This is a genomic window from Brucella sp. 22210 (genome assembly GCF_052045675.1).
GTDB lineage: Bacteria > Pseudomonadota > Alphaproteobacteria > Rhizobiales > Rhizobiaceae > Brucella.
The window spans coordinates 1-12,582 of the sequence record NZ_JBQEPD010000055.1 but is presented as its reverse complement, the minus strand read 5'-3'; the positions used below and the strand labels follow the sequence as shown (position 1 = coordinate 12,582).

Below are 12,582 nucleotides of genomic sequence, written 5' to 3'. Positions count from 1 at the left end.
CGCAGCTTTAGGCTCAGCCTTCTTGCGCGGTGCGCGGGTTTTCGGCTTGGCGCTCACAGGCTCAGCTGCTGCGGCCTGGTTTGCTTCTACAATGGTTTCATCAGCCATGTTCAGTTTCTCCTGAATTGATACTCGGGTCAGCTTTCCGGGTGCCGAATATATGGGACAATGCTTAATGCAACTATAAGTGCCATTACTTTGACAATTTGTGAAGAGATGCCCTCACATAAGGATGATGAGGCGATCTATTATGAAGCAGGATTGATTGTTGAAAACGGAGGTTTAAATCTATAGGTAGAGCACAGTACCTGTCGGGGCACCTCCACGGAATTTGATTGAGAAAGCTATTTTCGGATGAAGAATCCAATCCGCAATGTTGTCGTTGAATATAAGAACCGGCGTGCGCGCAAGAGCGGCAATGCGCTTTGGGGCAACCTTGATCTGAAGTCGATTGCACGGGAAGTGGAAGAGGATGCCAAGGCGCCAATATCTGCCGATCAGGTAACACCTGCCGTCTCCCCGATAGACAATGAGCCAGCCGCACTTGTCCACGCGCCAACGCCACGGATAGAAGCCAAGACTGAGCCCAAGATTCTCGTTGTCGATATGGCAGAACCTGTCGCCACAAAAGTGAGCATAGCCTCGCCAGAACCGGAAGTGCCTGCCGCAGTTGAAGCCAAGGTTTCTCCCGTCCCTGCCAAGAAAAAAACCAATACTCCCCGTCGCTTGAAGCCGATTGCTGACAAGCCGATGAAAGCCAAGCCCGTTTCCAAAGCCCCAGCTGACATATTGGATGAACTGGCTGCGCTTGAAGCAGAGAATGCCACGCTAAAACGGCAACTGGCCCAAAAGCTCAACACCGAAAATCAACAAATGCGGAAAATGCTTATCCGCATTGAGACCCAGATCAAACTCTAATCGCATTTATGACATGGTTTTTGGCTATCTGCCGAGAACCGGTGATGGGCATGTTTTCTCTAGTCGGTCGGCTTTCCTCAAAGCTCCGGCTATCGCTGCCATAAGGGCGATGGCGAGGCCATAGACCAACAGTGTTGTTTGCAGGCTGAGATAAGGCATGGCGATGCCAGCCACAACAACAGGCATGCCAAAAGCAAAGTAGCTGAGTGTAAAGATCGAGGCGAAAACCTCACCTCGGTCGCTGACTGGTGTTATTGGCACGATGCTCCGTAAACTTGCATAAAAACACGTTCCAAAGCCTGTTCCCGCGATGAAAAGTGCGATCAGATAGACGGTGATGTTGGATGAAAGAATACCAACGAGGGTGAAGATCGTTCCAACGGCGAGGCTGCCCGTGCCGTATAGCATAATGTTTCGCGGCGCGAACTTGCGCGCGACATAACTTGCGATCGCTCCCCCAATGGACAAGAGTGTGATGACGCTTGCTTGAGCAAGGTAGTCGTGGAAGCTGAAAATCTTGGACATGATAAGCGGCCCAAGCGCGAGGTAAAAGCCGCCGGTGGCCCATGCTGCAACGATCGCAGGTGCGCATTTCCAGAACATGTTCCTTACGCTTGATGGTAGTCCCAAGCGCGGTCGCAATGAGCTGAGGATTCCGCGATGCCGCGGCGAACTTTCGGGCAAGGTCCATATTAAGCCAGCCAGAACCAGACTGGTGAAGATAAGCCCGCCAAAAGCGTAGGTTCGCGGTTCTTCGAACATATCCATGATAAGGCCAGCTATCACTGCCCCGGCGGCCAATCCAAGAAGTGGCACAACGGAGTTGCAGATGGCAGCGATGCCGGGGAATCGGCTCGGTTCAAAATCGACCACAGTTGCCGAGGATGCCGTTATCAAAAGTCCGCAGGCGATACCTTGAACACATCTTGCAACCAACAATCCTGCAAGGCTTGTAGCTGTCATGAAATCGAAGGCGGATAGGGCGAGAAGTAGGAAGCCGATGGAAAGAACCGGACGTCGACCGATATAGTCAGAGCTTGCGCCAGCGATCAGTAGAGTGGTGAGTAAAGCGCCAGCATAGATGGCGAAAATACCCGTCATTGCAGCGGGCAAAAACCCAATCTCCTGCTGCAGCGCGGGATAAAAGGGAGAGGGCAAGCTTGCACTGGCCATCATGATAAATTGGCTGAGCAAAGCAATCGCGAAGCCGGATCGTTCGCTTCTTGAGATGTGAGTTTGATCGTTAGACATGGCGCTACCTGATGCAACCGCCGTGAAGCGGCTGGCCAATTGTTCGATATTATTCGAACTATTTTCTACTATGAGAACGATGATGGTTCAACTATATTCGAACCATGACGAAAGAAGTCCTATCTCACCCGGTTGATTTACCTCATCCGGATCGCGAGGAAATCGCGCTGGCTCAGGTGCTTTTTGCGCTTAGTGATCCGTCGCGCCTTGAAATTGTTCGGCAATTGAATGACGGACCACTGGAGATGGCGCGCTGCAATATGGGCGATCCGAATCTACCGAAATCGACGCGTTCGCATTTGATGAAGGTGTTGCGTGAAAGTGGTGTGGTCTGGAACAAGCCAAACGGTCGTGGCCGTTTACTGTCTTTGAGGCGAGAAGAACTCGACCAGCGTTTCCCGGGCCTTCTCGATGCAGTGCTCAATGCTGCAAGGACGTGAGCCGATGTGAATATCGGCTCACTGTTTCGTCCAAAGTCGCAGGCGGGTGGCGGCCTCTTCAGGCCGACGTCTTTTCGATGTTCAGGAACGAGCCATTGAATGCAATCTCGCTGAGCGGCTTGCGCGGGCTTGGAACTTCACGCTTTTGTAGGATTTCCGACAGCGTGGACTTATCGGCAATGCGGCCTATCGCTGCAATGGCTTCAATGGCGACATCGTCAGGTATAGCAAGCTCTGTCCGCGTGCGGTCGTGATCGAAGCCAGCCATCGCATGTGCATGCCAGCCCGATAAGGTCGCCTGGTAAGCAATCGCCGCCCAAGCTGCACCCGTATCGAAAGAGTGGGTTGAGGAGGGCTGCGCTTCGGTAGCGTTGGGCGCGGTGAACGTCTTCAGAGAGGCAAGCACGACGAGTGCAGACGCATTCTGCGCCCAACTGCGATTGAAATCGTTGAGAAGCGAGAGAAGGCTTTCCCACTGCGGTGTGTCGCGGCGGGCATAAATGAAGCGCCATGGCTGAGTATTATAGGCAGAAGGCGCCCACCGGCCAGCTTCGAGGATCGCTAGTAAACTAGCCTCGCTGATTGGCTCGGCAGTAAAGGCTCTCGGCGACCAGCGCTGAAGAAACAAGGGCTCGATCTGATGATCTGCCGTGCGTGAATTAGCGGTAAGTCCCATGATCTGATCTCCGGCTAAAAGACGCTTTTTAGTCGAGGAGAGCGATCATTCGAAGGTCGGTTTTTCCATTAAAGGCGATAAATGTAGAAAAGGTCGTCTTATCGAAACCAAAGCTTAGAGCGGGCGGCATAAGGGTAAGAAGTTACTGGAATTGCTGAGATAGACGCTCGTTATACGGTGGTATCAAAGCGCCCCATGGCGGGGTGGCAGCTCATCATTCAGATAAAAATTGCCGATATGGTGATATTTCCATCGCACTGGATCATGCAGGGAATGGGTTCTCGCATTGCGCCAGAACCGGTCGTGACCGTAGGCCTCGAGCGTTGATCTGGAACCGCTCAATTCGATCAGCTTGTTGGCCGCAAACTGCGCTGCTTCGGTGGCATATGCCTTGACTTCCGCGACGGCGACAGAAGCCGCCGCGACCGTGCCTGCATCGGGATTTTGCGCCGCGATGTCAACCAGACGACCGGCACGCGCGAGAAGAGCGTCGGCGGCATGACTGCGGATGCTGACATCGCCGATAGCATGAATTGTGTGCGGGTCTTCATAGCCATGATCGATTGTGAGTTCGAAAAATGGTCGTGCGTGAGCGCGCACATAGGAGATAGTCTCGGCAAGCGCTCCACGCGCCAGCCCCGTTTGTACGGCGGCATGAATGATCTGGGCAAATGGGCCCATGACTGAGGCGGTTTCAAAGACCACGTCATGATCGACGATTTGAAAAGGGGGGATCTCCACGTTGTCGAAGGTTACCGTACCGCTTCCCGTTGAGCGCTGTCCGAAGGATGACCAGTCATCGACGAGCGTGAGACCGGGGGTGTTTCTGTCGATAAAGACGATATGGACGCGCCCATTCTGATCCTTGGCGACGGCAACGATGATATGTGCGAACAGAGAACCGGTTGCATAGAATTTTTGACCGTTAAGAAGCAGGTTTTCGCCTTGCTTTCTGAAACTTGTTTTGAAATCGACCGGAGTCTTTGTGCCAATTTCTACGAAAGCGTTGCCCAGGCGCTCGCCATCAAGGATGCGCTGGAAATAATGCTGCTTCTGTTCCTCCGTGCCGGCAAGACGAAGCGCCTCGACCATATAAAAGTGATTTTGCGGAATCTGGCCGATACTGGAATCGGCGGCAGATATAATAGCCGTCACCTCTGCCAGCGTGACCGCTGAAACGCCAGCGCCGCCATATTCCTTGGGAATCGTAATCGCCCATAGGCCGGAATGTGAGAAACGTTCGATCTCTGCCAATGGCAGTTCCCGCTCGCGGTCGCGCAAGGCGGCACCAGTGGCAAACTCGCTGGCCAGTTCGCGCGCAATCGTGACGGCCTCGGCATCATCGGAAATGCGATGTGCCTTCGTTTGGCGGGGTGGAATATGAGGCGCGGCTTTACCCGTGACGAGAGCTGCCGCACGATGCAGTTTGCGATCTTCATTGCTCATTTCAGACCTCAATTCCAGGCATGGCGCGGAGGATGAACGCCATTCAGATAATAATTGCCCACATGATAGAATTTCCACCGAACCGGATCGTGCAGTGTATGGACGCGCGCGTTGCGCCAGTGACGGTCAAGGCCATGTTCGGCAAGCGTGGAGCGTGTGCCGGCCAGTTCGAAGAGCTTGTTGGTTGCGAGAATAGCGATTTCAGTGGTGAGCACTTTTGACTCACCGGTCTTGATCGTCGCTTCCGAAACGGATTCCAATGTTGGAGAATGCCGGGCGGCATCGATGGCGCGACCGGCAATATCTAAAAGAGCTTCGGCGGCATGAAGGCGGATTTCCAGATCGCCAATGGCCGCAATGGTGAAGAGGTCTTCGCTCGCGCTTTCTTTACCGCTGTCGATCCAGGGACGGCTCTTGGTTTTGACAAAGGAAATTGTGTCTTCAATTGCGCCCTTGCCAATACCCAGATCAATCGCCGATTGAATGATCTGCGAGACAGGTCCGCCAATTGTCGGATAGTCGAAAGAGACAACCTTGACGGCGCGCTCTTTGGGAACCCGAACATTGTCGATTTTTACAGAGCCGGAAGCGGTTGTGCGCTGTCCAAAACTCGACCAGTTGTTCGTCACGGTCAAACCCGGCGCATCGCGGTCGGCAAAGACCAGATAGCCCTGACCTGTCTCGTCAACGGCGACAATAGGCACAACATGGGAGAGCAGGGCGCCAGTGGTGTAGAATTTTTCACCGTTTACAATCGCGTCGTCGCCATCAAAGGCCACCTTGGTTTCAAAGGCGGCAACATTCTTGCTCTTCAGTTCCGAGAAGGCATTGCCATAGCGGATACCCTTCAAAGCCCAATCGAAGAAGAGCTTCTTCTGTTCCTCGGTCCCGTCCAGTTCCACTGTCGCAACGATAGCCAGATGGTTCTGTGTGATCTGGGCAATGGCAGGATCGGCGGAAGCAATGATAGCAATCACTCTGGCAAGCGTAGCATAAGAGACTTCTGGTCCACCGTAGGCCTTGGGCACATTGATGCTCCACAGACCGCTTTGCGAATATTCGTCAAGTTCTGCTAATGGAAGCAAACCTTCACGGTCGCGCAAGGCCGCACCTTCGCGAAATCGGCTAGCAAGACGCTCTGCAATCTCAATGGCTTCAACGTCATTCTTTACAATATGGGCCAACTCCGACGGCTTCGGCCGCGGCGGTATCGGATCCGTGGAATTGACACGCGGATGTACCGTATAATCGATATTTGTTTCTGCAAGAGTTCCCATTATTGTCCTCGATAGTGTGTCAGCTTCAGGAGCCGGTTTGTTGCAAAACGGGTTGCTGTGCTTCGGCGCGTTTAATGGCCTCGATATCGCGGTAGCGAGCGGCAGGGTGCGATGCGCCAAGGCGAGGCCCTTTACCAAAGAGCTTTTCGCGGAGCGTTCCCGTCCGATATTCGGTTGGATAAACGCCGCGTCGTTGCAGCTCAGGAACAAGCAGTTCGACAATGTTCTCGAAGGTTTCTGGCGTGACCGCATAGGCAAGGTTGAAGCCGTCGACGCTGGTTTCTTCCACCCATGCCTGCAACTCATCGGCAACAGTCTGCGGAGAACCGACCACCACCGGCCCCATACCCCCTATGCCGCCCCATTCGGCAAGTTCCCGTATTGTCCATCGTTTGTCGGGATCGCCTTCCGAGAGGCTATCGATCGCGGAATGGATGGCGTTTGTTTCAACTTTTCGGACAAGGTCTTCCGGCTGGTAACGGGAGAAGTCCACTCCGGTCCAGCCGGACATGAAAACGAGCGAACCATCGTAAGACACATAGTCGAGATATTCGCGAAACCGTGCACGCGCTTTCTCATCTGTTTCGTCAACGATGATGGTTAATAGATTGTAAATACGAATATCTTCCGGCTTTCGTCCAGCAGCTTCCGCGCGTTCATGAATGTCCCGGACGTAATTGCGCAAAATCGTCTTGGTTTGCGCGGCGACGAAGATGCATTCGGCATGTTCAGATGCAAATTTCTTACCTGGACCGGACGCACCGGCCTGATAGAGAACCGGTGTGCGCTGTGGCGACGGTTCGGTCAGACCATAGCCCGGAACATCAAAATATCGTCCCTTATGCGCGATTTCGTGCACTTTCTCAGGTCGGGTAAATATGCGGTTGTCCCGATCACGTAAAACGGCATCATCTTCCCATGATCCTTCAAGTAGCTTGTAGATCACTTCGAGATATTCATTGGCGATTTCATACCGGTTGTCATGCTTTTGCAGGCCCGACTGACCAATATTTTTAGCTCCGCTTTCCAGATAGGATGTAACGATATTCCAGCCAATGCGTCCCTTTGTGTGATGGTCTGCTGTCGCGATGCGTCGCGCGAAAGTGTAAGGATGCTCAAAGGAAGTGGAAGCAGTAATGCCGATGCCCAGATGCTCCGTTGCCAGCGCGATGGGAGCAGCCAGCTGGATCGGATCATTGACCGGGATTTGCGCCGCCTGATGCAGGGCATGATAGTTGTTGCCCTTATAAACATCGTAATAACCAACCACATCGGCAATGAATATACCGTCGAAGATGCCGCGCTCCAGTGTGCGTGCCAGATCCTGCCAGTAATCGAGATCCTTATATTTCCAGGACCGGTCGCGCGGATGCGCCCATAAACCGGGAGACTGATGGCCAACGCAATTCATGTCGAATGCATTGAAATGGATCGTCTTGCTCATGAGCGCCTCCGTTTCATGATTTGCTGCAAACAAACCGTCTTAGGAGGAGCATCGCACAAGCGACGCAGGAGGGGAGATATTATATCTTTTTTATAGACTACTTCGGGGAAGGATTTTCCGCGTGGGCGACAGCGTTACGAAAGACGGGGAAAAGCCAGCACCAATCTCAGGCTTCGGAGTGCGCCGCCGCTGTTTCCTTTTTTAAAAGCAGCCCTTCAAGGAAAATACGAAATGTCTGGACAGCTTTTTCCGATATGACCTCCGGATCGTCTGCATTGGCGATCCATTGTGCTGCACGGCTGCTTGCCGCATTGATGAGACGTGCGCCAGCTTCCGGGTCGACATCGACAATAATGCCAGCTTTTTGCAGATCGGCGAGGCTGCGGGCAACTGTTGCAATACAGCCATTGGCATTCGGCCAGCCGGATGGGTCTCCAAGCACCGCTGGCCCATCTCTGAACATGATGCGTTGGATTTCCGGCTCAAGAGCCATTTGGACATAGGCAACATTCTCGTCAACGAAGCCTTGCCAGGGCGTTTCAGCTTGCGAAGAAATTGCGCAAAGTCTGTCCGTCATTTCGGCATCAATCTGGCTGATGACAGCTTGCAGAAGCCCCTTCTTGTCGCCGAAGTGATGGTACAGCGCGCCGCGTGTCAGACCGGCTGCGCCTGTGAAGTCATCCATTGAAGCATCCGCATAGCCGACCGTTCCGAATGCCTGACGCCCGGCTGCAAGCAATTTTGCCCGGGTTTCCGCGATCATCTCGCTGCGGGGTTTGCGCATATCATTCTCCAATTTTGCATACGGTGCGTATATTAGTTGACATACGCCGCGTATCAACTAATTAATTAGCATACGCCACGTATGTAAGTGGTAAATCCTTATCATCAAGGAACACGTCCATGTCTAATCCTTATAGAGAGATTTTCCGAGCGCCGGGTGCCCTTGGATTTTCAGGCGCAGCAGGCTTCGCAAGACTTCCAATGGCAATGGCCCCAATTGGAATTGTCGCTATGCTGTCTCTGACGCATGGAGAATATTGGCTTGGAGGCGCGGTTTCGGCGACATTCGCACTGACCAACGCATTTCTCTCGCCACAGATTTCAAGAGCCGTCGACAAATTCGGACAGCGGGCGGTCGTCGGGCCAGTCACCGTCGTTTCCGTGGTCGCATTTGTGGCGCTTATTCTGGCCGCCAATCAGAAATGGCCGAACTGGATCCTGTTTGCATCTGCCTTTCTGGCGGGAACGATGCCAAGCATACCTGCGATGGTGAGGGCCCGCTGGACGGAAATCTTTCGCGAAAGGCCAGAGTTGAACACAGCCTTTGCCTTTGAATCCGCAGCCGATGAGCTGGTCTATATCGCTGGCGCTTCACTCTCGGTTGGCCTGGCTGTTGCGTTGTTTCCAGAGGCCGGGATGCTGATCAGCACAGTATTTCTCGCACTCGGCACTATTGCGTTCCTCGCGCAGCGTTCGACAGAGCCAAAGGTTCGTGCTGCTGATCAAACCGGTCCGCAGCGTTCCGCCATCCGGCTTCGTTCTGTTCAGATTATAACGCTGGCTCTTGTGTTCGTTGGCTCAACCTTTGCGACGGCGGAAGTCAGTGCTGTGGCAATCACCAGAGAGCTTGGTCAGCCCAATATGGCGAGCCTGGTGATTGGTGTCTATGCCATCGGGTCTTTTGTTGTCGGGCTCACGCTCGGTGCGCTTAAGCCAAGAATTCAGTTACCGCTACAACTGCTGATCGCGGTCAGTGTACTCGCCGTCACAGCGGTACCACTTTTGTTTGCCAGCTCGTCGGTCGCCCTGCTCGCACTGGCCGTCTTCGTCAGCGGTGTTGCCATTTCACCCACCTTCATCACTGCCTTTGGCCTTATCGAGCGCCGGGTGCCAGAAACCATGCTGACCGAAGGGATCACATGGGTCATGACGGGGATTGGTATCGGCATGGCGCTCGGGGCGTTTATTGCAGGCTGGGTAGTCGACAATTTTGGCGCTGCGAACGGTTTTTGGGTGTCGATTGTGGCAACCGTGACAACCGTTCTGATCGTCGGATTAGGACAGCGAGCCTTGTCTGGTGAGCGGATAACATCGAGCTCGGATGTCAATTGTGTGGCTCAACCCGCCGAATAAAGCGGTTTGACTTCAAAAATCGCCCCTGACAGAAGAGCTGTCGGGGGCTAATCGTGTCAGGTTACGCGGCCTCTTTCAGCAAGAAAATCGAGAAGTACCCGGACCCTTGATGGCAGCGGGCCACCTTGACCGATGTAAACAGCATGGAACGCCTCCCGGTCATGCGGGTTAAAATGTTCCAGAACAGGCACGAGCTTTCCGGCGGCGATATCGTCGCGAACAGTGAATTCTGTCAAGCGTGCAAGTCCTGTTCCACTGAGAGCCAGGCGCCGTACTGCTTCCCCATCACTGACCTGAACGCGCCCGACCGTTGGAACGACGATGTTCTCACCGTTTTGGACCATCGGCCAACCATCTGTTGTCCGTATATATCCAAGACCAATGCGATTGTGCGGAGCGAGTTCTTCGAGCGTTTGCGGTGTGCCGAAGCGGGCGAGATATGCAGGTGCACCAACCACGATCAGCGATGTTTCACCAAGTTTACGAGCGACGAGACTTGAGCTTTTCAGTGGTCCCGCCCGCACCGCCACGTCAATCCTCTCGGCCAGCAGATCGATAACGGTGTCGCTCAGCGTCAGATCAAGCGTGACGTCCGGATAAAGTTCCAGAAATGTGGGTAAAATCGGCGCTAGAACATGCGTTGCATAGGATGGACTGGTGCTAAAACGGATGCGCCCGACGGGCCTTTCGCCGACGCCTGCAACACGTTCGGCGTCTTCAATGTCGACAAGAATTCGGGTCGCGCGCTCGTAGAATGCACATCCCTCAGGCGTAAGCTGAAGCGCGCGCGTTGAACGATTGATCAGGCGTGCGCCAAGCCGCGTTTCCAATCGGGCGACAAGCTTGCTCACTGCGGAAGGCGTCATTCGGCAAGCTCTGGCCGCAGCTGAAAACCCACCTTGTTCCACTACACTGACAAAGACTTCCATCTCGCCAGAACGGTTGATCTCTGATCTCGCCATTGGTCTTCTAATTCACAAATGATTTGAATTATTACAATCTATATCACAGGACGAGGGCGGTCTATTGTTTATTCATCAAGTGTTGCGGGGGCCACATTACCCCATCGTTTTGAAAGGCAATACCTTATGGAGTATCGTTATCTGGGACGTTCAGGCCTCAAAGTATCAACCTTGAGCTTTGGAGCGGGAACGTTTGGTGGAACAGGCCCTTTGTTCGGCGCGTGGGGAAACACAGATGTGAATGAGGCGCGCCGCCTCGTCGACATATGTCTGGAAGCAGGTGTCAATCTGTTTGACACCGCGGATGTTTATTCGAACGGCGCTTCGGAAGAAGTTCTGGGCGCTGCAATCCGTGGACGGCGCGACAGTGTCATTATCTCAACCAAGATGAGCCTGCCGACAGGTGAAGGCCCCAATGATGCGGGTTCTTCTCGATTCCGACTGATACGTTCCGTGGAACAGGCGCTAAAACGGCTCGATACGGATTACATTGATCTTCTGCAACTTCACGCTTTTGATGCGCATACGCCCGTGGAGGAAGTCCTGTCCACGCTCGATATGCTCGTGCGGGCTGGCAAAGTGCGCTATGTCGGCGTATCGAATTTTTCCGGCTGGCAGATCATGAAGGCGCTCGCTGTTGCAGATCGTTATGGCTGGCCGCGCTATGTTGCCAATCAGGTCTATTATTCATTGATCGGTCGGGATTATGAATGGGATCTGATGCCGCTTGGAGCTGACCAGGGGCTGGGTGCATTGGTCTGGAGCCCACTTGGCTGGGGCCGGTTAACGGGGAAAATCAGGCGGGGAGAAGCTCTGCCTGAAGGCAGCCGTCTCCACGAGACCGCGAGCTATGGTCCGCCCGTGGAAACGGAACATCTTTTCAATGTTGTCGATGCATTGGAGGCCGTGGCGGGAGAAACCGGCAAAACGGTGCCGCAAGTGGCACTGAACTGGCTATTGTCGCGACCGACTGTGGCTTCGGTTATCGTGGGGGCCCGTAATGAAGAGCAATTGCGCCAGAATCTAGGTGCAGTTGGCTGGTCATTGTCTCCCCAGCAGATTGCAACACTCGACGCAGCCAGCGCAGTTACGGCACCATATCCGCATTTTCCTTACCAACGTCAGGCAGGTTTTGCCCAGATTAATCCGCCTCTTATTGCGGGGTGAGACCCCGCCATCTGCTCCATAGGGGTCATATGAAATGTCACCTTAAGCGACAACATCGCTTAAGGTGACGAAACGGAGGGATCATGCTATAGGGGGCATAAGCGGGCTTAGGACAATCGTTGAAACGCCAAAGACGGGGAGAGTCATGGCGGACGAAAAGCGAAAAACGGTCCGGCAGCGTCTTGCCACGATCATCATTGCGGGCGTCGGCAGCACTTTGGCGAGTGTTATTTCCTACGCTACTGCCATCTATGAGGCCGCCAACCCGCAGCCGCTGCAGGTCGTCACGGAAGGCGGAACGATAGATACTGGACAGTGGTATATCACAGTATTCGATGCGCGATTGAGCAATATGCCCCCAACTGGTCGTCAGCCAATTGAATCCAAAAAATTTCTTCTGATCGATTTTGAAGCGGATAATCGTTCGGCGGAATCCGCATTTGTCCCGATCAAATTGCTAATGCCTGATCCCCCGATAGCAGCGTTGATTAATCCGACGATCTATCTCGACAGAGACAAATTTGTTGCCGGCGCGATCCACCCAGGACTGCCGGAAAAACTGACACTTGCCTGGGAAGTTCCAGCCAATGTCACGTTGCCTGATGAAATAAGACTACTAGGGCGTAGACTCATAAACTGATGCACCAGATGCGGACAGCGATCAGTTTGACAGCAGCAAGGAAATTGTCCGGGTTCTTGTCGTAACGCGTGGCGATGCCACGATAGTGTTTGATGCGATTAAAGAAGCGCTCGACCAGGTTTCTTTGGCGATATACCCATGGCGAGAACGCGAAGACGTCCTTACGGTTGGATTTGGGAGGAATATTGGCCCAGATTTTCCGTTCTGCTGTTGTCTTCCGGATCG

General features: G+C 53.7%; 12 protein-coding genes and 1 pseudogene. 5 read left to right on the top strand and 8 right to left on the bottom strand.

Features of this window, described 5'->3' with window-relative positions; genetic code table 11:
• Positions 1-354 precede the first annotated feature (354 nt).
• Positions 355-918: a hypothetical protein gene (locus ACTJKP_RS24920; RefSeq protein ID WP_440632594.1), complete on the top strand. Its 564-nt coding sequence runs from the start codon at positions 355-357 to the stop codon at positions 916-918.
• A gap of 24 nt (positions 919-942) precedes the next feature.
• On the opposite strand, the gene ACTJKP_RS24915 is transcribed toward ACTJKP_RS24920, so the two are convergent.
• On the bottom strand, positions 943-2,169 hold the full coding sequence (locus tag ACTJKP_RS24915) for an MFS transporter (protein ID WP_440632593.1): 1,227 nt from the start codon (positions 2,167-2,169) through the stop codon (positions 943-945).
• Positions 2,170-2,273: 104 nt separating this feature from the next.
• Here ACTJKP_RS24915 and ACTJKP_RS24910 point away from each other — a divergent pair, with 104 nt between their 5' ends.
• Complete coding sequence (locus tag ACTJKP_RS24910; RefSeq protein ID WP_199057600.1) at positions 2,274-2,609, top strand: ArsR/SmtB family transcription factor; 336 nt, start codon at positions 2,274-2,276, stop codon at positions 2,607-2,609.
• Between the two features lie 58 nt (positions 2,610-2,667).
• On the opposite strand, the gene ACTJKP_RS24905 is transcribed toward ACTJKP_RS24910, so the two are convergent.
• From ACTJKP_RS24905 to ACTJKP_RS24885, 5 genes are all read right to left on the bottom strand, one after another.
• Positions 2,668-3,285: a nitroreductase family protein gene (locus ACTJKP_RS24905; protein ID WP_440632592.1), complete on the bottom strand. Its 618-nt coding sequence runs from the start codon at positions 3,283-3,285 to the stop codon at positions 2,668-2,670.
• Positions 3,286-3,468: 183 nt separating this feature from the next.
• Positions 3,469-4,731 (bottom strand): SfnB family sulfur acquisition oxidoreductase, encoded by a 1,263-nt coding sequence (locus ACTJKP_RS24900; RefSeq protein ID WP_440632591.1) that lies wholly within the window; start codon positions 4,729-4,731, stop codon positions 3,469-3,471.
• Between the two features lie 8 nt (positions 4,732-4,739).
• The gene (locus tag ACTJKP_RS24895) at positions 4,740-6,008 is read right to left on the bottom strand and encodes an SfnB family sulfur acquisition oxidoreductase (RefSeq protein ID WP_440632590.1); all 1,269 of its coding nucleotides are present in this window, start codon (positions 6,006-6,008) and stop codon (positions 4,740-4,742) included.
• A 25-nt stretch (positions 6,009-6,033) separates the two neighbouring features.
• Positions 6,034-7,452, bottom strand: coding sequence for an LLM class flavin-dependent oxidoreductase (locus ACTJKP_RS24890; RefSeq protein WP_440632589.1), 1,419 nt, complete (start codon positions 7,450-7,452; stop codon positions 6,034-6,036).
• A gap of 166 nt (positions 7,453-7,618) precedes the next feature.
• Positions 7,619-8,236: a TetR/AcrR family transcriptional regulator gene (locus tag ACTJKP_RS24885; RefSeq protein WP_440632588.1), complete on the bottom strand. Its 618-nt coding sequence runs from the start codon at positions 8,234-8,236 to the stop codon at positions 7,619-7,621.
• A 119-nt stretch (positions 8,237-8,355) separates the two neighbouring features.
• Between ACTJKP_RS24885 and ACTJKP_RS24880 the strand changes: the two genes are divergently transcribed.
• The gene (locus ACTJKP_RS24880) at positions 8,356-9,588 is read left to right on the top strand and encodes an MFS transporter (protein WP_440632587.1); all 1,233 of its coding nucleotides are present in this window, start codon (positions 8,356-8,358) and stop codon (positions 9,586-9,588) included.
• A gap of 56 nt (positions 9,589-9,644) precedes the next feature.
• Here the strand turns inward: ACTJKP_RS24880 and ACTJKP_RS24875 are convergent, their stop codons facing one another.
• On the bottom strand, positions 9,645-10,550 hold the full coding sequence (locus ACTJKP_RS24875) for a LysR family transcriptional regulator (RefSeq protein WP_440632586.1): 906 nt from the start codon (positions 10,548-10,550) through the stop codon (positions 9,645-9,647).
• A 126-nt stretch (positions 10,551-10,676) separates the two neighbouring features.
• Here ACTJKP_RS24875 and ACTJKP_RS24870 point away from each other — a divergent pair, with 126 nt between their 5' ends.
• Both ACTJKP_RS24870 and ACTJKP_RS24865 read left to right on the top strand, forming a co-directional pair.
• On the top strand, positions 10,677-11,717 hold the full coding sequence (locus ACTJKP_RS24870; RefSeq protein ID WP_440632585.1) for an aldo/keto reductase: 1,041 nt from the start codon (positions 10,677-10,679) through the stop codon (positions 11,715-11,717).
• Positions 11,718-11,862: 145 nt separating this feature from the next.
• Positions 11,863-12,357 carry a hypothetical protein gene (locus ACTJKP_RS24865; protein ID WP_440632584.1) on the top strand — a complete coding sequence of 165 codons (495 nt, stop codon included), beginning with the start codon at positions 11,863-11,865 and terminating at the stop codon, positions 12,355-12,357.
• On the opposite strand, the pseudogene ACTJKP_RS24860 reads toward ACTJKP_RS24865, so the two are convergent.
• Positions 12,347-12,582, bottom strand: a pseudogene (locus ACTJKP_RS24860) (IS5/IS1182 family transposase); the annotation flags it as partial. The gene ACTJKP_RS24865 and the pseudogene ACTJKP_RS24860 sit on opposite strands and share 11 nt — an antisense overlap.

Bases quoted from the DNA above. Each gene is read 5' to 3' on its own strand.
- ACTJKP_RS24920 (WP_440632594.1), top strand. From the start codon at position 355: ATGAAGAATCCAATCCGCAATGTTGTCGTTGAATATAAGAACCGGCGT.
- ACTJKP_RS24915 (WP_440632593.1), bottom strand. From the start codon at position 2,169: ATGTCTAACGATCAAACTCACATCTCAAGAAGCGAACGATCCGGCTTC.
- ACTJKP_RS24910 (WP_199057600.1), top strand. From the start codon at position 2,274: ATGACGAAAGAAGTCCTATCTCACCCGGTTGATTTACCTCATCCGGAT.
- ACTJKP_RS24905 (WP_440632592.1), bottom strand. From the start codon at position 3,285: ATGGGACTTACCGCTAATTCACGCACGGCAGATCATCAGATCGAGCCC.
- ACTJKP_RS24900 (WP_440632591.1), bottom strand. From the start codon at position 4,731: ATGAGCAATGAAGATCGCAAACTGCATCGTGCGGCAGCTCTCGTCACG.
- ACTJKP_RS24895 (WP_440632590.1), bottom strand. From the start codon at position 6,008: ATGGGAACTCTTGCAGAAACAAATATCGATTATACGGTACATCCGCGT.
- ACTJKP_RS24890 (WP_440632589.1), bottom strand. From the start codon at position 7,452: ATGAGCAAGACGATCCATTTCAATGCATTCGACATGAATTGCGTTGGC.
- ACTJKP_RS24885 (WP_440632588.1), bottom strand. From the start codon at position 8,236: ATGCGCAAACCCCGCAGCGAGATGATCGCGGAAACCCGGGCAAAATTG.
- ACTJKP_RS24880 (WP_440632587.1), top strand. From the start codon at position 8,356: ATGTCTAATCCTTATAGAGAGATTTTCCGAGCGCCGGGTGCCCTTGGA.
- ACTJKP_RS24875 (WP_440632586.1), bottom strand. From the start codon at position 10,550: ATGGCGAGATCAGAGATCAACCGTTCTGGCGAGATGGAAGTCTTTGTC.
- ACTJKP_RS24870 (WP_440632585.1), top strand. From the start codon at position 10,677: ATGGAGTATCGTTATCTGGGACGTTCAGGCCTCAAAGTATCAACCTTG.
- ACTJKP_RS24865 (WP_440632584.1), top strand. From the start codon at position 11,863: ATGGCGGACGAAAAGCGAAAAACGGTCCGGCAGCGTCTTGCCACGATC.